This window comes from Klebsiella sp. KTE92 (assembly GCF_000398905.1).
Classification (GTDB): domain Bacteria; phylum Pseudomonadota; class Gammaproteobacteria; order Enterobacterales; family Enterobacteriaceae; genus Klebsiella; species Klebsiella variicola.
This window is the reverse complement of the sequence record NZ_KB976100.1, coordinates 4867976-4886132: the sequence shown is the minus strand read 5'-3', so window position 1 is coordinate 4886132 and position 18157 is coordinate 4867976. Positions and strand designations below refer to the sequence as shown.

Genomic DNA, 18157 nt, shown 5'->3' with positions numbered 1-18157 from the left:
ATATCGTCGGTGAACGTGAAGACTAACGTCAAGCTGCAGTGTTAGTGGCGCACCTGGTTACAGGGTAGTGAATATGTCATGCAGCAACGTATAAGCTTACCAAAAACGTTAATGCGCAGAAATCGGTAAATTCTCAAACAGAATTCAAGCTATTGACTTTTTTATCTTTATTACTTTCCCCTTTGCCGGTAAAAGGTTACAACTCTGTAAATAAGTAGCGATTTGGATTGCCGAAAGCGTGTTGCGTATCGCACAATGACTGCTTAATCACAGCATAGACCGATGACAATGAGCAAATCATTACAAAAACCCACCATTCTCAATGTTGAAACTGTCGCCCGTTCGCGCCTCTTTAATGTCGAAAGCGTCGATCTGGAATTCAGCAACGGTGTGCGTCGCGTTTATGAACGTATGCGGCCATCCACCCGTGAAGCGGTGATGATTGTGCCGATTGTTGATGATCACATTATTTTGATTCGCGAGTATGCCGTCGGCACGGAATCCTACGAACTGGGTTTCTCCAAAGGGCTGATTGACCCGGGTGAAACCGTGGATGAAGCAGCGAATCGCGAGCTGAAAGAAGAGGTTGGCTTTGGCGCCAATAAGCTGACGTTTCTGAAGAAGCTCAGTATGGCCCCCTCTTACTTCTCCAGCAAAATGAATATCCTGGTGGCGGAAGACCTCTATCCTGAGTCACTGCCGGGCGATGAACCTGAGCCGCTGCCGCAGGTGCGCTGGCCGCTGGCGCAGCTGATGTCGCTGCTGGATGAAGAAGATTTTAACGAAGCCCGTAACGTCAGCGCGCTGTTTTTAGTGCGCGAGTGGCTGCTGGCTCAGGGCCGACTCTGAGAGAAAGCGCGCCGTTAGCAGCAATAAAAAAGCGCCCGCAGGCGCTTTTTTTGTCAGAACAGTTCGTGGGTTTCACCACCGCCGTCAGTCAGGGTGGTGCCCACCTCATGGACCGCCTGCTGCGTGGGCTGGGTTCCTTCAATGAAGTATTCCGCGCGGCTGTTGCCCCCGTTAGCCAGCTGACCAGTGCTGCGGTCGATATTCACCGTGACGATCCCCGGCGGCGGGGTTAACGGCTCTTCCGGCACTCCTTCCAGCACGCTCTTCATAAAGCTGTCCCAGGCCGGCTGGGCACTTTTAGCACCCCCCTCATAACCGGAGATCTGATCTTTAATCGCCCCGGAGGCGGTGGTGCGGCCAAGATCGCGACGATGATCGTCAAAGCCGATCCATACCGAAGTCACTACACCTGGGCCGTAGCCTGAGAACCAGGCATCCTTCGAGCTGTTGGTGGTCCCGGTTTTCCCGCCGATGTCATGCCGCTGCAGATCGCGTCCGGCGCGCCAGCCGGTTCCCATCCAGCCCGGTTCGCCAAAGATGTTGCTGTTCAGTGCGCTTTTTATCAGGAACGACAGGGGCGTATTAATCACATGCGGCGCGTATTCCTGGGCGCCGCTCTGTGCAACCAGCGACTGGTTGGCCTGCTCCAGCTGCGGCTGTGGCGGCACGTTGCCGTTCTGCGGTTCCGTCGAGGTGGCGACATCTTCCACATCTTTATTTTCCAGCACGTTGGATTTTGGCGTATCACCGTAAATGACCGGTAAATCACACTGCGGGCAGGCGATTTTCGGACGTTCTTCGAAGAGAACGCCGCCCTGATCATTCTCAATCTTACTGATAAAGAACGGGTTGACCAGGAAGCCGCCGTTGGCCATCACCGAATATCCGCGGGCAACCTGCAGGGGCGTAAAGGAGGCGGAGCCCAGGGCCAGCGATTCTGTGTGGACAATGTTTTGCGCCGGGAAGCCAAAGCGCTGCAGATACTCGGCGGCATAGTCAACGCCCATGGCGCGCATAGCGCGCACCATCACCACGTTTTTCGACTGTCCAAGCCCCTGGCGTAAACGAATCGGACCGGCATACTGCGGCGGCGAGTTCTTCGGCCGCCAGTCGGATCCTGCGCCTGCGTCCCAGCGCGAGATCGGCACATCGTTGAGCATACTGGCCAGCGTTAAGCCTTTATCCATCGCGGCGGTATAGAGGAACGGCTTAATGTTGGAGCCGACCTGACGCAGCGCCTGAGTGGCGCGGTTGAACTTGCTCTGGTTAAAGTCAAACCCGCCGACGAGAGCAATAATCGCGCCGTTTTGCGGATTAATGGAGACCAGCGCTGAGTTGACGTCCGGGACCTGTGACAGCCACCAGCCGTCAGCCACTTTACGAACCCAGATCTGCTGCCCGGCCTGCAGGACGTCGTTGACTTTACGCGGGGTCGCCCCCTGCTGCGTATCCGAGATAAAGCGCCGGGCCCAGCGCACGCCGTCCATCGTCAGAGAAACCGAGTCGCCGTTAGCCAACAGCGCGACGGCCTCCTGGGCATTCGCGGAAGTGACCACCGCCGGGAAAAGCGGGCCGTAGCCAGACTGACGCTTCAGCGAGTCGATGATTTTCTTCGTCTCCCACGGCGTTTCACCGACTTTCCACAGCACGCTGGCCGGGCCGCGGTAGCCGTGACGCATATCGTAATCCAGCACGTTATTGCGTACCGCCTGCTGGGCTGCCTGCTGATTCTTGCGAGTAATGGTGGTGTAAACCCGGTAGCCATCTTCATAGGCCTGCTCGCCGTAGCGATTCACCATCTCCTGGCGCACCATTTCGCTCAGGTAAGGGGCGGAGAAAGCGATTTTCGGCGCGTGATAGCTGGCGTCGATCGCTTCGCTGCGCGCCTCATCATATTGCGCCTGGGTGATGTACCCCTCGCTCAACATACGCGACAGCACCACGTTGCGACGGGCGGTCGCGCGATCCATGGAATAGAGTGGGTTAAAGGTAGAAGGCGCTTTCGGCAGACCGGCAATCACCGCCATCTCACTCAGGGTCAACTGGTCGATAGGTTTGCCAAAATAGACCTGCGCCGCGGCGCCGACGCCATAGGCGCGGTAGCCGAGGTAGATCTTGTTCAGATACAGCTCAAGGATTTCATCTTTGTTCAGCAACTGCTCGATGCGGATAGCCAGAAAGGCCTCTTTAATCTTACGCATCAACGTCTTCTCGGGGCTGAGGAAGAAGTTACGTGCTAACTGCTGGGTGATGGTGCTGGCGCCCTGGGAGGCGTGGCCTGAAAACATCGCCACGCTGGCGGCGCGGAAAATACCCACCGGATCGACGCCGTGGTGCTCATAGAAACGGCTGTCTTCAGTGGCGATAAACGCTTTCACCAGCTCGGGGGGAATTTGCTGCAGCGTCACAGGGATACGGCGTTTTTCGCCATATTGCGCAATAAGCTCACCGTCGGCGCTATAGACCTGCATCGGGATCTGCAAACGCACATCCTTCAGGGTTGCGACGTCGGGGAGTTGCGGCTCTATGTATTTGTAGAGGCCAAAAATCGAGCCTGCTCCCAGCAGTACGCAACAGACTGCAAGGATCAATAGATACTTTACGAACTTCACCGGTGTTTTCCCATTTAGTTTTATTTGGGCAGTTTATAAACAAACGCGCAGTAGTATAAAGGCAAGCCAGGTGCATTGATATAGCCGGACAGTTTTGCCGGATAAGGAGATCGTAAGCATGGCTTTCAGAAACTGGCGGATCGGGATGCATATCCAGCAGGATAGCATCGCCATTGTCGCGCTATTGCATGAACGCTCACACTGGGCGCTGCGCCGCTGGTGGCGTATTCCGCTGCCGCCAGGCCTGGTACGGCAGGGGATGGTGGTGGACGTCAGCGCCCTTGGCGCACAGCTTAGCGCCTGGCGGCGGGAGCTACCGGTGCAGCATCAGGTCAGTATCGCTTTCCCCGCCGTTCGCACGCTGCAAAAGCGCCTGCCTTATCCCCAGTTCGCCCTGCGGGATCGTGAACAGGCGACGTGGATAGCCAGCGCGATGACCCAGCAACTGGCGATGCCCGCCGCCTCCTTAAGCATTGATTATGCTCCCACCTCGCGGGATGACGGTTGGCAGGTCACGGCGGCGCAGCGGCTGGACATCAATGTCCTGCGGGCGCTGGCAGGACGGCTACGACTGCGGGTAGCGGCCATCGTGCCGGATGCCAGCGCGCTCGGCGCGTTTGTCCCCTTGCTGAACCCGCAGTCGCAGGGCCTCGCGTGGCGGGATGAAAATCACTGGCTATGGGCGACGCAGGAGGCCTGGGGTTGTGTCACCTGCGATGAGGTGAAGTCGTTAAGCCAGCTGGCGGAGCAGCTTCAGGTTCCTTTGCGTCTGTGCGCTGACGCTGGCGACGAGGCCAGCAACTTAGATGTCTGGCAGGTCATTCACCGCCGGCAGCCTCCTCTGCCGGTCGATGGCGATCGCTACGCTATCGCCCTTGGGCTGGCGCTGGGGAGTGAACACCATGACGCATGCCGTTAATCTTCTCCCCTGGCGCGACCTGCGGCGGCGCCAGCGCCTGCGCTTCATCCTGCTGATTGCTACCGGCATTATGCTGCTGGGATTGATGATCCTGCAGGTATGTCGCACGGTCCGTCTGCAGCATCTCGCCCTGGCGACACTCCACGCGACGGCCGACGCGCAGTTGCTCGCCTCGCTTAAACAGCGCGAGCTTCCAATGCGCGAGGCGTGGCAGCAGCACCAGCGTCATCGTCAACAGCAACGGCGTAGAGCGGCGATCGCCGCCTGGCAACCCAGGCTGCTGGCGCTGGCGGCAGATCTGCCCGCGCAGGCGTGGCTGACGCGGCTGGATTACCAGGGCGCGGTTCTGACCGTGAACGGCCTGGCCCTCAACCTTCAGGCGCTGGCCGGACTGGAGCGCATTCTGACCAATGTGGCGGGATTCGCGCCGGCAAAAGCGGGCGGAACGCAGCGCGACGCCGAGGGACGCTGGCAGTTCAGTTTTACCCTTGCAGAAGAGCGTGCCGATGTGGATTAGCAGCCGGCGCAGCCAGGCGGTGCTGCTGACCCTGTTCGCGATGGGGGGGCTGGGCTTCGGCGTTACGCTCTGGTGCGCTGACGGGCCGCCGCTAGCGGCAGTGTCCCGCGCCCCCGTCCTGCAGATGCAATGGCGTCGGGTGATGGCATTGCGCATACCCGCCGGTGAAATCCCAGTGGAGGGCATCGACAAGCAGCCGTTTTCGCCGATAGCCATTCCGCTTGCCGGGGTGAAGCTTATCGCCTGGCGACCTCAGGGTAGCGGGGGCGAGATGGAGCTGACCCTGCCCTGGCAGACGCTGCCCGCGTTTTTTTCCTGGCTGGCGCGCTGCGGGATGAACCCGCGATCGTTCTCGCTGGAGCGTGAGGCGCAGGTGCTCCGCCTGCGTTTGCAACTGGAGGCGGAAGATGGGACGTAAACGCTGGGCTTTACTGTGGCTGCCGCTGTCGCTGCTGGCGGCCGAGCGCGATCCATTTCAGCCGGTAGAGGATCCCTGCCGCACGGTGCAACTATCACAATGGCGCTATGGCGGCGCGGCCGGGGATGGCGCAGGCTGGACGGGGTTTCTGCAGGACGGGAGCGGCAAATGGCGGCGGGTGCGCATGGATGATCAATTGCCCACGGGCTGGCGGGTGAGCCGGCTGACGGCCGGTGAGCTGGAGATCGCCACGCCTGCGGGGTGTGAACCGCCAGCGTGGCGCTGGCAACGTGAAGGGAAACAATATGATGCGATGGATAAGCCTGCTGCTTCTGCTGCTGCCGCTGGCGGCGGGCGCCGCCCGAAATGAAAAGACAATTTCGCTGGTGGTCGATGACGCGCCGGTGGCTCATGTGCTGCAAGCGCTGGCCGAAATGAACCACAAGAACCTTGTTGTGGCGCCGGACGTTAGCGGTACGCTCTCCCTGCATCTGCAAACGGTTCCCTGGACCCAGGCGTTGCGGGCGGTGGCGGATAGCGCAGGCCTCTCTTTGCAACAGCAGGGAACGGTCATCTACGCGCATACCCAGGCCTGGCAAAAGGCGAATCAGGCGCAGCGTGAAGCGGAACAGGAGAAACGCCTGCAGAACCTGCCCCTGCAGGCCGAGAACGTGACCCTGCACTATGCCGATGCCGAGGAGCTGGCTAAAACGGGCGGTAAGTTGCTTAGCGCCAGGGGGCACCTGATGGCGGACAAACGGACCAACCGTCTGCTGATCCGCGATGATGCCCGGCATCTGCCGGCGTTGAAAGCCTGGGCGCAGGAGATGGATTTGCCCGTCGGACAGGTGGAGCTGGCCGCTCATATCGTGTCGATGAGCGAAACCAGCCTTCGCGAGCTGGGGGTGAAGTGGCGGCTGGCGGAGGCCGGAGGCTCGCCGGGATCAGGACAAATTACCACCCTGAGCAGCGATATGTCGGTGAACGATGCCAGCACCCGTGCGGGGTTTAACATCGGCAAGATTAACGGTCGCTTACTCGAACTGGAACTTTCCGCGCTGGAGCGCAAGCAGCAGGTCGATATTATCGCCAGCCCTCGTTTGCTGGCCTCGCATATGCAGCCCGCCAGCATCAAGCAGGGGAGCGAGATCCCCTATCAGGTTTCCAGCGGTGAAAGCGGCGCCACGTCGGTGGAGTTTAAAGAGGCCGTGCTGGGCATGGAGGTGACGCCGACGGTGCTGCAGCAGGGAAGAGTGCGGCTGAAGCTGAGGATCAGCGAAAATACGCCGGGTCAGGTGCTGAAGCAGGATAATGGCGAGGCGCTGGCCATCGATAAACAGGAGATAGAAACCCTGGTGGAAGTTCGCAGCGGCGAGACGTTAGCGTTGGGCGGCATCTTTTCGCAGAAAAACAAAACCGCCCGCGACAGCGTCCCGCTGCTTGGCGATATCCCGGTGCTGGGGCGTCTGTTTCGTCGCGACGGGAAAGATAATGAACGCCGTGAACTGGTTGTCTTTATTACGCCACGGATTCTGGCGGTACGTTAAGCAGGTTTTTCATGCTAAACACGTTTCAGGTGTTTGACGTGAGGACGGATTTAGCATACAAGGGGTACCGATTTGAGAGTCGGGTACGACATCAATCCTCCCTTTATTGTCCGGCGATTTTATTCAGTTGCCAAACCAGCCGGAGTATTGAGATAATTTTTAGTCTGACTCTCGCTCTATTGCATATGAGGTTTCAGTTCATGCCCTGCGGCGCTGGGTGTCTGCGAAGCGGGTTTATCATTAACGAATAGTCTTAGTAGTACCGAAAAAATGGCAGAGAAACGCAATATCTTTCTGGTTGGGCCTATGGGTGCCGGCAAAAGCACTATTGGGCGTCAGTTAGCCCAACAGCTCAACATGGAATTTTACGATTCCGATCAAGAAATTGAGAAACGCACTGGCGCTGATGTGGGCTGGGTCTTCGATGTTGAAGGCGAAGAGGGCTTCCGCGACCGTGAAGAAAAAATTATCAATGAGTTGACGGAAAAACAGGGGATTGTGCTGGCGACTGGCGGCGGCTCTGTAAAATCCCGTGAAACGCGTAACCGTCTCTCCGCCCGCGGCGTGGTGGTCTACCTGGAAACGACAATCGAGAAGCAGTTGGCCCGTACGCAGCGCGATAAAAAGCGTCCTTTGCTACAAGTCGATGCGCCGCCTCGTGAAGTGCTGGAAGCGCTGGCTGACGAGCGTAACCCGCTGTATGAAGAGATCGCCGATGTGACTATCCGCACAGACGATCAGAGTGCGAAAGTCGTCGCGAACCAGATTATTCATATGCTGGAAAGCAATTGATTCTGGCTTAATAAAAGTGCGTCAGAGTAAAAGTCACTGAGGTGGACGTCGCGTTATGGAGAGGCTTACTGTTACCCTCGGGGAACGTAGTTACCCGATTACCATCGCGGCTGGTTTGTTTAACGATCCAGCTTCCTTCCTGCCACTCAAGTCGGGCGACCAGGCTATGCTGGTCACCAACGAAACGCTGGCGCCGCTTTATCTGGATACCGTCCGCTCTGTGCTGGAGCAGGCAGGGGTCAACGTTGACAGCGTGATCCTGCCCGATGGCGAGCAGTATAAAAGCCTGGCGGTGATGGATACTGTTTTTACCGCGCTGTTGCAAAAACCGCATGGCCGCGACACCACGCTGGTGGCGCTTGGCGGTGGCGTAATCGGTGATTTAACCGGTTTCGCCGCGGCAAGCTATCAGCGCGGGGTGCGTTTTATCCAGGTCCCTACCACCCTGCTGTCACAGGTCGATTCGTCGGTCGGCGGCAAAACCGCAGTGAACCATCCTCTCGGCAAAAATATGATTGGCGCCTTCTGGCAGCCGGTTTCGGTGGTGGTTGATCTTAACTGTCTGAAGACCCTCCCGGCGCGTGAACTCGCTTCCGGACTGGCTGAGGTCATCAAGTACGGTGTGATCCTCGACGGCGAATTCTTCAGCTGGCTGGAAAACAACATTGATGCGCTGCTGGCGCTGGATGAAAAAGCGATGGCGTACTGTATTCGCCGTTGCTGTGAGCTGAAAGCGGAAGTTGTGGCTGCTGACGAGCGTGAAACCGGGTTACGTGCTTTACTCAATCTTGGACATACCTTCGGCCATGCTATCGAGGCGGAAATGGGCTACGGTAACTGGCTGCACGGCGAAGCGGTGGCGGCAGGTATGGTGATGGCGGCGCATACGTCCGAACGGCTGGGGCAGTTCCGCGCGCAGGATACACAGCGCATTATCGATCTGCTCAAGCGTGCAGGCTTACCGGTACGCGGCCCGCAGGAGATGGGTGCGCAGGCGTATTTGCCCCATATGATGCGCGATAAAAAAGTACTGGCGGGCGACATGCGGCTGGTGCTCCCGCTCGCAATAGGAAGCAGCGAGCTGCGCGGCGGAGTGCCGCATGATGTGGTTCTTGGCGCGATTGCTGATACTCAGCAGGCGCAACAATAAGAAGGTCTGGCCGCGTTCGCGCGGCGTTATCATTTCGGGTGATGTGCAATAATCGTGAGCATAAGCCTTTTAGTGGGGTGTTAAATGGATGATTTCAAACCAGAAGACGATATGAAAGCCGATCGCAACGATCGTCGTGCTGGTCGTTCCCGTCAGTCTTCCGAGCGTGATGCCGATCCGCAGATCAATTTTGACGACGTCGATCTTGATGCCGATGAAGGCCGTCCGACGCGCGCCGGTAAGGCCCGTCGCGAGCGTGAAGAGGAAGAGCTCGAAGAAGAACTGGATGCGGAAGACGAGGAACTGCTCGAAGAGCAGCCTGTAGAGCGTCGTCCGCGCAAGCGTAAAAAAGCGCCGGCCAAACCTGCCTCCCGTCAGTACATCATGATGGGCGTGGGGATTCTGGTGCTGCTGCTGTTAATCGTGGGTATTGGTTCTGCGCTGAAATCGCCATCCTCGTCCAGCCAGCAGACCGCTTCCGGCGAGAAGAGCATTAATTTGTCTGACGATCAGTCCACCAGCACGCCTGCTGCCGGTCAGGATCAGACTGCTGCGGCCAACACCACCCCACAGCAGGACGTAACGGTTCCGCCTATTGCCGCGAACCCGACGCAGGGCCAGGCAGTATCAGAGCCGCAGGGCCAGCAGCGTATTGAAGTTCAGGGCGATCTGAACAATGCGCTGACCCAGCAGCAGGGCCAGCTGGACGGCGCCGTGGCTAACTCGACGCTGCCAACTGAACCGGCAACCGTCGCGCCGATCCGTAATGGCGCCAATAGCACTGCGGCGCCGCGCCAGGCGACCGAGCGTCAGACGGCTGCAACGCCGCGTCCGGCAGAGCGTAAGCACACCGTTATCGAAGCGAAGCCGCAGACGAAGCCTCAGGCCGTGGCAAAAGCGCCGGTAGAAACGAAGCCGGTTCAGCCGAAGCATGTTGAAAGCGCGGCGACTACCGTCCCGGCGAAAACCACCGTAACCGAAAGCAAACCGGTGGCAACAGCGCAGAGCAAACCGGTAGCAACAGCGTCCACCACCACTGCCGCGCCAGCCGCAACGGCAGCGCCAGCCGCGAAGAGCGGTAAAACGGCAGGTGACGTGAGCTCAATGAAATCTGCGCCGTCGGGTAACTATACCCTGCAGCTCAGCAGCTCCTCTAACTACGACAACCTGAACAACTGGGCGAAGAAAGAGAAGCTGGATAGATATGTTGTCTATGAAACGTCGCGTAACGGCCAACCGTGGTACGTGCTGGTGAGCGGTATCTATGCTTCGAAAGAAGAAGCGAAACGCGCTGTCACCTCGCTGCCGGCGGACGTGCAGGCGAAAAATCCATGGGCAAAACCACTGCATCAGGTACAGGCTGACCTGAAATAATGCCGTGGGGTAGTCTTAAGCGCAGGATGCTGTCGGAGCTTTCTCCACAGCCGGAGAACGTGTAATTAGTTAGGCAGCATGAAAAAGAATCGCGCTTTTCTGAAGTGGGCAGGGGGGAAGTACCCCCTGCTTGACGATATTAAAAAGCATTTGCCGGAAGGCGAGTGCTTAATCGAGCCCTTTGTGGGCGCCGGGTCGGTATTTCTCAATACCGACTTTTCTCGTTATATCCTCGCGGATATCAACAGTGACTTAATTGGCCTGTACAACATCGTTAAATTGCGTACCGACGAATACGTCGCCGCTGCGCGTGAGATGTTTGTCCCGGAAAATAACGTCGCTGAGCGCTACTACCAGTATCGTGATGAATTCAACCAAAGCCAGGATCCGCTGCGTCGCGCGGTGCTGTTCCTGTATCTGAATCGCCACGGCTACAACGGCCTGTGTCGCTACAATCTGCGCGGCGAGTTTAATGTGCCGTTTGGCCGCTATAAAAAGCCCTATTTCCCCGAGGCAGAGCTCTATCATTTCGCCGAGAAAGCGCAAAACGCCGAGTTTTACTGCGAATCGTATGAAGAGTGCATGCAACGTGCAGATAGCCGCGCGGTGGTATATTGCGATCCACCCTATGCGCCGCTGACGGCGACGGCGAACTTTACCGCCTACCACACCAACAGCTTCAATCTGGAACAACAGGTACTGCTGGCGCAAAAGGCGGAATCGCTGATGAAAAAGCGGATCCCGGTGCTGATTTCCAACCACCGCACACCGTTGACGCAGGAATGGTATAAAAACGCGGCAGAAACACATATTGTGAAGGTTCGGCGCAGCATCAGCAGCAACGGTGGTACGCGTAAAAAGGTGGATGAGCTGTTAGCGCTCTACCGTCCGCCTAAGACCAAATAAATTTCAAGGAGATGCGGATGAAGCAGTATTTGATTGCCCCTTCGATTCTGTCAGCTGATTTTGCCCGTCTGGGTGAGGATACCGCGAAGGCGCTGGCGGCGGGTGCGGATGTCGTGCACTTCGACGTCATGGACAACCACTACGTGCCGAATCTGACGATTGGCCCGATGGTGCTGAAGTCGCTGCGCAATTACGGTATTACCGCGCCAATCGACGTCCACCTGATGGTGAAGCCGGTCGACCGCATCATTCCTGATTTTGCCGAAGCCGGCGCCAGCATCATCACCTTCCATCCTGAAGCCTCCGAACACGTCGATCGCAGCCTGCAGCTGATTAAAGAGCACGGCTGTAAAGCGGGCCTGGTGTTTAACCCGGCGACGCCCCTGAGCTACCTCGATTACGTGATGGATAAGCTGGACGTGATCCTGCTGATGTCGGTTAACCCGGGCTTTGGCGGCCAGTCCTTTATTCCCCAGACGCTGGATAAACTGCGTGAAGTACGCCAGCGCATCGATGCTTCTGGCTACGATATTCGCCTGGAAGTGGATGGCGGCGTGAAAGCCAGCAATATTGGCGAAATCGCCGCGGCGGGTGCGGATATGTTTGTTGCCGGTTCGGCGATCTTCGGTCAGCCGGACTACAAGAAAGTGATTGATCAAATGCGTAGTGAATTAGCGAAGGTAAGTCATGGATAAATTACAGGCGATCCGCGGCATCGCGTTTGATCTCGACGGCACGCTGGTGGACAGTGCGCCGGGTCTAACCTCGGCGGTTGATAACGCCCTCTACGCCCTGGAGTTGCCGGTGGCGGGAGAAGAACGCGTTGTCACCTGGATCGGCAACGGCGCCGATGTCCTGATGGAGCGGGCGCTGACCTGGGCTCGTCAGGAGCGTGCGACGTTACGGGCGGCGATGGGTAAGCCTTCCGTCGACGATCATGATATTCCGCAAGACGAACAGCTGCGCATTTTGCGTAAACTGTTTGACCGCTATTACGCCGAAACGGCGGAAGAGGGTAGCTTCCTGTTCCCGGCGGTGGCCGATACGCTCGGCGCGCTGCATGCCAAAGGCCTGCCGCTGGCGCTGGTCACCAATAAGCCGACGCCGTTTGTCGCCCCGCTGCTGGACGCGCTCGATATCGCGAAATATTTTACCGTGGTGATTGGCGGCGATGACGTGCAGAATAAAAAGCCGCATCCGGAACCGCTGCTGCTGGTGGCGGAAAAGCTCTCTCTGACTCCTGCCGAGCTGCTGTTCGTCGGCGATTCGCGCAATGATATTCAGGCGGCCAAAGCGGCAGGCTGCTGCTCTGTCGGCCTGACCTACGGTTATAACTATGGCGAACCGCTTGCGCTGAGCGAGCCGGACTATCTCTTCGACCAGTTTAATGAACTCTTACCCGCTCTCGGGTTACCGCACAGTGAAACTCAGGAATTGAAACATGACTAAGCCCATCGTTTTTAGTGGCGCACAGCCCTCAGGTGAACTGACCATTGGCAACTACATGGGTGCGCTGCGTCAGTGGGTAAACATGCAGGACGATTACCACTGCATCTATTGCATCGTGGACCAACACGCCATTACCGTGCGCCAGGATCCGCAGCAGCTGCGCAAGGCGACCCTGGATACCCTGGCGCTGTATCTGGCCTGCGGCATCGATCCGCAAAAAAGCACCATCTTCGTTCAGTCGCACGTGCCGGAACACGCCCAGTTAGGCTGGGCGCTGAACTGCTACACCTATTTCGGCGAACTGAGCCGCATGACCCAGTTTAAAGACAAGTCCGCACGCTACGCGGAAAACATCAACGCCGGTCTGTTTGATTACCCGGTACTGATGGCCGCTGACATTCTGCTGTATCAGACCAACCAGGTTCCGGTAGGGGAAGATCAGAAACAGCACCTGGAACTGAGCCGCGATATCGCCCAGCGTTTTAACGCCATCTATGGCGATGTCTTTAAAGTGCCTGAGCCGTTTATTCCGAAGTCCGGCGCACGCGTGATGTCGCTGCTGGAGCCGACCAGGAAGATGTCCAAGTCCGACGACAACCGCAACAACGTCATCGGCCTGCTGGAAGATCCGAAATCGGTGGTCAAGAAGATCAAACGCGCGGTGACCGACTCCGACGAGCCGCCGGTGGTACGCTACGACCTGAAAGAAAAAGCGGGTGTCTCCAACCTGCTGGATATCCTCTCCGCGGTCACCGGGAAAACCATTCCTGAGCTGGAGCAGCATTTTGAAGGCAAAATGTATGGCCACCTGAAAGGCGAAGTCGCTGAAGCGGTGTCGGGCATGCTGACTGAGCTGCAGGAGCGCTATCACCGTTTCCGTAACGACGAAGCGTTTCTCAACCAGGTAATGAAAGACGGCGCAGAGAAAGCCAGCGCGCGCGCTTCTCAGACCCTGAAAGCGGTATACGAAGCGATTGGTTTTGTCGCCAGGCCGTAAGCGACGCAACAGCTAAAAAGGCGGGATATTATCCCGCCTTTTTTATGTCTGTCGTCCACGCGGGGGAGGCGAAGATTAGTGGTTCGAGAACCAGTTCAGTTTATCCCGCAGGCCGACCACGCGGCCGACGATGATCAGCGCCGGACTAGCCATCTGCTGCGCCAGGATATCCAGTTGCCCTAAGGTGCCGCTGACCACTTTTTGCGACACGGCGGTGCCGTTCTCGACGATGGCGGCGGGCATATCTTCCGCCATGCCGTGAGCAATGAGCTTCTCGCGGATCGCCGGCGCCTGGTTCAGGCCCATGTAGAACACCAGGGTTTGCTTCTCCACTGCCAGGTTTGCCCAGTCCAGCTCGCCGCCGGTTTTCAGATGGCCGGTGACCAGGCGGACGCCCTGGGCGAAATCGCGGTGTGTTAACGGGATCCCCGAGTAGGCGGAGCAGCCGGAGGCGGCGGTGATGCCTGGAACAACGGAGAAGGGGATGCCCGCCTCACAGAGGGTTTCCAGCTCTTCCCCTCCGCGGCCAAAGATAAAGGGATCGCCGCCTTTCAGCCGGACCACGCGTTTTCCTTTTTGCGCTTCACGCAGCAGGATCTGGTTGATCTCCTCCTGCGGGACGCAGTGGTAGCCAGAACGTTTGCCGACGAACACCCGGTCGGCATCGCGACGCACCAGATTCATGATGTCGTCGGAAACCAGCCGGTCATAAACCACCACGTCGGCCTGCTGGATCTGCTGCAGGCCTTTGAGCGTGAGCAGCCCGGCGTCGCCGGGGCCGGCGCCAACCAGCACCACCTCGCCGCGATGCTCCAACGGCTCCGTCAGCAGCTGCTCGGTGGTATCCGCCACCGCCTGCCGATCGTCATTGGCCAGCGACTGCGCCAGCCGGTCGTTCACAAACAGCTTCTCCCAAAAGCGGCGGCGTTCGCCCACGCTGGCAAACTGCTGCTTAACGCGCGCGCGCAGATGGCCGGCATAGCGGGCCAGCTGGCCGAGATGCAGGGGTAAGACTGACTCCAGCTTCTCGCGCAGCAGGCGCGCCAGTACCGGCGATGTCCCGCCCGAAGAGACGGCGACCATCAGCGGCGAGCGGTCGATGATGGATGGCATAATAAAGCTGGCCTGACGCGGGGCATCCACCACGTTACAGAAGATACGCCGCGCTTCGGCTGCATCGCTGACCTGCTGGTTCACCGTCTCATTATCGGTAGCGGCAATGGCCAGCCAGCAGGTGTCCAGCAGCGAGGGGATAAACTCCCCCTGCACCAGGGTTAGCATCTGTGAATCGGCCCACACCTGAAACTGCGGGGTGAAGTCGAGCGCATTGACCGTGACGTTTGCGCCAGCATCCAGTAGCAGACGGGCCTTGCGTTCGGCGACATCCCCGCCGCCAACCAGTAAACAATCCCGCTGGCGCAACTGGCAGAATATGGGTAAGTGATCCACAGAATAACCTCATGAAAATAAGGGGTAGAAAATGCGTGGTCGTAGAATAGCAGCAAAGGTAATACAAAACATGCGACTTATCCCGCACTCATGCGTTGTCGGTCAGAAGTGTTGCTTATGTCTCCCCCCGTAGCCGGGGGGAGGAAGAGGACTTACGCTTTAAGCTGCACCTGGCCGTCTTTCACCCGGGCGTCGAAGCGGGCGATGGAGTGGCTGGCATCTTCCATGCACAGGCCGTCGCTCAGGCGGAAGCGCTGCTTTTTCAGCGGGCTGGCAACCCATAGCGCGCCGTCATGTTCGGCGATAATCCCGCGAGACAGCACGCTGGCGTTGAAGAACGGGTCAATGTTGCTGATGGCGAATACCCTGTCGTCCTGGTAGGGACGGAAGACTGCCACCTGCTGCTGGCCGAGCAGCGCGCAGACGCCGGTGGCCGGCAGGATGTCGTCAATTTTGCAGATGTTTATCCACTGGCTCATACGTTTTCCTCCACCAGCGTGACCGGGATGCGCTCATAGGGCGTGGCCGGGCGGTGCTGGTCACGTTCCGGCACCACCTGAACGTTCGGGTCGCGCTGGTCGCTGTTGATAAAGTGTTTGAAGCGGGTCTGCGCCGCCGGGTTGTTGACGGTTTCGGTCCACTCGCAGGCGAAGGCGGCGCGCAGGCGAGCCAGCTCCTCTTCCAGATGGTCGTTCAGGCCCAGCTTGTCATCGATGATGACGCTGCGCAGATAGTCGATGCCGCCTTCCATGTTGTCCAGCCACGGCGCGGTGCGGGTCAGCTTATCGGCGGTGCGGATGTAGAACATCATAAAGCGGTCGAGATACTTAATCAGCGTCTCGCGATCAAGGTCCGCGGCCAGCAGATCGGCGTGGCGCGGCTTCATCCCGCCATTACCGCACACGTACAGGTTCCAGCCTTTCTCGGTGGCGATGATCCCCACGTCTTTGCCCTGGGCCTCCGCACATTCGCGGGTGCAGCCGGAGACGCCGAACTTCATTTTGTGCGGGGTGCGGATGCCTTTGTAGCGGTTTTCCAGTTCCACGCCGAAGCCGACGCTGTCGCCGACCCCGTAGCGGCACCAGGTGCTACCGACGCAGGTTTTCGCCATCCGCAGCGCTTTGGCGTAGGCGTGGCCGGTTTCGAAGCCCGCTTCAATCAGCTGACGCCAGATCTCCGGCAGGTCGTCTTTCTGCGCGCCAAACAGGCCGATGCGCTGGGAGCCGGTGATTTTGGTGTACAGATTGAATTCACGCGCGATACGGCCCACGGCGACCAGCCCTTCCGGCGTGATTTCGCCGCCAGCGGAGCGCGGGATCACCGAGTAGGTGCCATCTTTCTGAATGTTGGCAAGGAAGTTGTCGTTGGTGTCCTGCAGCGGCGTGTGCTGCGGTTTGAGGATGTACTCATTCCAGCAGGAGGCCAGCAGAGAGCCGACGGTCGGCTTACAGATCTCGCAGCCATAACCCTGACCGTGTTTTTCCAGCAGTTCGTCGAAGGTTTTAATGCCTTCCACGCGGATCAGGTGGAACAGCTCCTGGCGGGAGTAAGCGAAGTGTTCGCACAGGTTGTTGTTGACCTCGATGCCCTGTTTCGCCAGTTCGGCATTGAGCACCTGCGTCACCAGAGGGATACAACCCCCGCAGCCGGTTCCGGCTTTGGTTTCCGCTTTCAGCGCCGCGACGGTGTGGCAGCCTTTGTTGATGGCGGCGATCAGGTCGCCTTTACTGACGTCAAAGCAGGAGCAGATCTGCGCGCTGTCCGGCAGTTTATCGACGCCGATCGACGGCTTGCCGCTGCCGGCGTGGGCCGGAAGGATCAGCGAATCCGGATTTTCCGGCAGCTCGATAGCGTTGAGCACCAGTTGCAGCAGATTGCCATAGTCGCTGGTGTCGCCGACCAGCACCGCGCCGAGCAGCGTTTTATTGTCGGCGCTGACGATCAGGCGCTTATAAACTTCTTTGCTTTCGTCGAGATAGACGTAGCTGCGGGCGCCCGGCGTACGGCCGTGGGCATCGCCGATCCCGCCCACGTCCACACCCAGCAGCTTCAGCTTGGCGCTGAGGTCGGCGCCGGTGAAGCTGTTTTCACTGCCGAGGAGATGGTCGACGGCCACCTGGGCCATTTTATAACCCGGGGCGACGAGGCCATACACGCGGTTGTTCCAGCTGGCGCATTCGCCGATCGCGTAGATGTCCGGGTCGGAAGTCTGGCAACTATCGTTGACCATGATGCCGCCGCGCTGGGCGACCGCCAGCCCGCACTGGGTGGCCAGCTTATCGCGCGGGCGGATCCCGGTTGAGAAGACGATGAAATCGACCTGCAGCTCGCTACCGTCGGCGAAGTGCATGGTTTTACGCGCCTCGGTGCCCTGCTGGACGATCTCTTTGGTATTTTTACTGGTGTGAACTTTCACGCCCATGCTTTCAATTTTGCGCCGCAGCTGCTCGCCGCCCATCTGGTCGAGCTGCTCGGCCATCAGCATCGGCGCGAACTCGATCACGTGGGTTTCCACGCCGAGGTTTTTCAGGGCGCCTGCGGCTTCCAGGCCAAGGAGGCCGCCGCCGACCACCGCGCCGCGTTTGCTGCGACGGGCGCAGGATTCAATCGCGTTAAGATCTTCAATGGTGCGATAAACGAAGCAATCCTGAGTTTCCGCGCCTTTAATCGGCGGGATCCAGGGGTATGAGCCGGTCGCCATAATCAGCTTGTCGTAGAACACGGTGCGCCCGGCGCTGGAGTGGATCACCTTCTCCTGGCGGTTAATAGTGATCGCCCGTTCGCCGACCAGCACCTTGACGCCGTGTTTCTCATAGAAACCTTCGCGCACCAGCGACAGCTCTTCTGCGGTATGGTGGGAGAAATAAGACGACAGGTGGACACGGTCGTAGGCGATACGCGGTTCTTCACAGAACACGGTAATGTCGAACTGTCCGGCAGGCGCCTTATCGAGAAGCTCTTCGATAAAGCGATGGCCAACCATGCCGTTACCGATGATAGCGATTCTGACTTTGCTCATTTTTGCCTCGATTTCTTTTCTATTACCGCCTACCTTAACGATTCAGCCATCAGGCTTATTGATGCAAATCAATGACAACTTCACCTACCACTTAATGGGTATATAATTGATTTGTCTGTATTTTTCTAAGTTATGGAAAACGCTGGCTTTTCCTTTTTG

At 58.4% G+C, this 18157-nt stretch carries 17 protein-coding genes; 13 read left to right on the top strand and 4 right to left on the bottom strand.

From position 1 onward, the window contains the following. Positions 1 to 288: 288 nt before the first annotated feature. Positions 289 to 849, top strand: a complete 561-nt coding sequence (nudE, locus tag A1WC_RS02585; RefSeq protein ID WP_012967138.1) for an ADP compounds hydrolase NudE — start codon at positions 289 to 291, stop codon at positions 847 to 849. A gap of 53 nt (positions 850 to 902) precedes the next feature. Here the strand turns inward: nudE and mrcA are convergent, their stop codons facing one another. After that, positions 903 to 3461, bottom strand: a complete 2559-nt coding sequence (mrcA, locus tag A1WC_RS02590; protein WP_008807011.1) for a peptidoglycan glycosyltransferase/peptidoglycan DD-transpeptidase MrcA — start codon at positions 3459 to 3461, stop codon at positions 903 to 905. Between the two features lie 118 nt (positions 3462 to 3579). Here mrcA and A1WC_RS02595 point away from each other — a divergent pair, with 118 nt between their 5' ends. The 12 genes from A1WC_RS02595 (at position 3580) to trpS (ending at position 13530) form a co-directional block, all read left to right on the top strand. Further along, entirely contained in the window at positions 3580 to 4380 is an 801-nt protein-coding gene (locus tag A1WC_RS02595) for a hypothetical protein (protein WP_012967139.1), read from the top strand. After that, the gene (locus A1WC_RS02600) at positions 4364 to 4897 is read left to right on the top strand and encodes a PilN domain-containing protein (RefSeq protein ID WP_012540413.1); all 534 of its coding nucleotides are present in this window, start codon (positions 4364 to 4366) and stop codon (positions 4895 to 4897) included. Before A1WC_RS02595 ends, A1WC_RS02600 begins: the two co-directional genes overlap by 17 nt. Next, a complete protein-coding gene (locus tag A1WC_RS02605; RefSeq protein ID WP_016161901.1) occupies positions 4887 to 5315 on the top strand; it encodes a hypothetical protein in 429 nt (142 codons plus the stop codon). Before A1WC_RS02600 ends, A1WC_RS02605 begins: the two co-directional genes overlap by 11 nt. Beyond that, on the top strand, positions 5305 to 5685 hold the full coding sequence (locus A1WC_RS02610; protein WP_016161900.1) for a HofP DNA utilization family protein: 381 nt from the start codon (positions 5305 to 5307) through the stop codon (positions 5683 to 5685). Before A1WC_RS02605 ends, A1WC_RS02610 begins: the two co-directional genes overlap by 11 nt. Continuing rightward, positions 5621 to 6862 (top strand): DNA uptake porin HofQ, encoded by a 1242-nt coding sequence (gene hofQ, locus A1WC_RS02615; RefSeq protein ID WP_032691266.1) that lies wholly within the window; start codon positions 5621 to 5623, stop codon positions 6860 to 6862. Before A1WC_RS02610 ends, hofQ begins: the two co-directional genes overlap by 65 nt. 270 nt (positions 6863 to 7132) lie before the next feature. Continuing rightward, positions 7133 to 7654 (top strand): shikimate kinase AroK, encoded by a 522-nt coding sequence (gene aroK / locus A1WC_RS02620; RefSeq protein WP_002920267.1) that lies wholly within the window; start codon positions 7133 to 7135, stop codon positions 7652 to 7654. Positions 7655 to 7709: 55 nt separating this feature from the next. Further along, positions 7710 to 8804, top strand: coding sequence for a 3-dehydroquinate synthase (gene aroB / locus A1WC_RS02625; RefSeq protein ID WP_016161899.1), 1095 nt, complete (start codon positions 7710 to 7712; stop codon positions 8802 to 8804). A gap of 84 nt (positions 8805 to 8888) precedes the next feature. Beyond that, positions 8889 to 10178 (top strand): cell division protein DamX, encoded by a 1290-nt coding sequence (damX, locus tag A1WC_RS02630; protein WP_032691264.1) that lies wholly within the window; start codon positions 8889 to 8891, stop codon positions 10176 to 10178. A 78-nt stretch (positions 10179 to 10256) separates the two neighbouring features. Then, a complete protein-coding gene (dam, locus tag A1WC_RS02635) occupies positions 10257 to 11084 on the top strand; it encodes an adenine-specific DNA-methyltransferase (RefSeq protein WP_008807019.1) in 828 nt (275 codons plus the stop codon). 17 nt (positions 11085 to 11101) lie between these two features. Continuing rightward, the gene (gene rpe / locus A1WC_RS02640) at positions 11102 to 11779 is read left to right on the top strand and encodes a ribulose-phosphate 3-epimerase (protein ID WP_004202179.1); all 678 of its coding nucleotides are present in this window, start codon (positions 11102 to 11104) and stop codon (positions 11777 to 11779) included. Further along, entirely contained in the window at positions 11772 to 12533 is a 762-nt protein-coding gene (gene gph / locus A1WC_RS02645; protein WP_008807021.1) for a phosphoglycolate phosphatase, read from the top strand. The genes rpe and gph overlap by 8 nt, the downstream gene beginning before the upstream one ends. Beyond that, positions 12526 to 13530, top strand: a complete 1005-nt coding sequence (gene trpS, locus A1WC_RS02650; RefSeq protein WP_008807022.1) for a tryptophan--tRNA ligase — start codon at positions 12526 to 12528, stop codon at positions 13528 to 13530. Before gph ends, trpS begins: the two co-directional genes overlap by 8 nt. Before the next feature lie 75 nt (positions 13531 to 13605). Here trpS and cysG read toward each other — a convergent pair whose 3' ends face one another. From cysG to nirB, 3 genes are all read right to left on the bottom strand, one after another. Then, a complete protein-coding gene (gene cysG / locus A1WC_RS02655) occupies positions 13606 to 14979 on the bottom strand; it encodes a siroheme synthase CysG (protein ID WP_012967144.1) in 1374 nt (457 codons plus the stop codon). Positions 14980 to 15131: 152 nt separating this feature from the next. Beyond that, the gene (gene nirD, locus A1WC_RS02660) at positions 15132 to 15458 is read right to left on the bottom strand and encodes a nitrite reductase small subunit NirD (RefSeq protein ID WP_016161897.1); all 327 of its coding nucleotides are present in this window, start codon (positions 15456 to 15458) and stop codon (positions 15132 to 15134) included. After that, on the bottom strand, positions 15455 to 17998 hold the full coding sequence (gene nirB / locus A1WC_RS02665; protein ID WP_008807025.1) for a nitrite reductase large subunit NirB: 2544 nt from the start codon (positions 17996 to 17998) through the stop codon (positions 15455 to 15457). The genes nirD and nirB overlap by 4 nt, the downstream gene beginning before the upstream one ends. Positions 17999 to 18157: the final 159 nt, after the last annotated feature.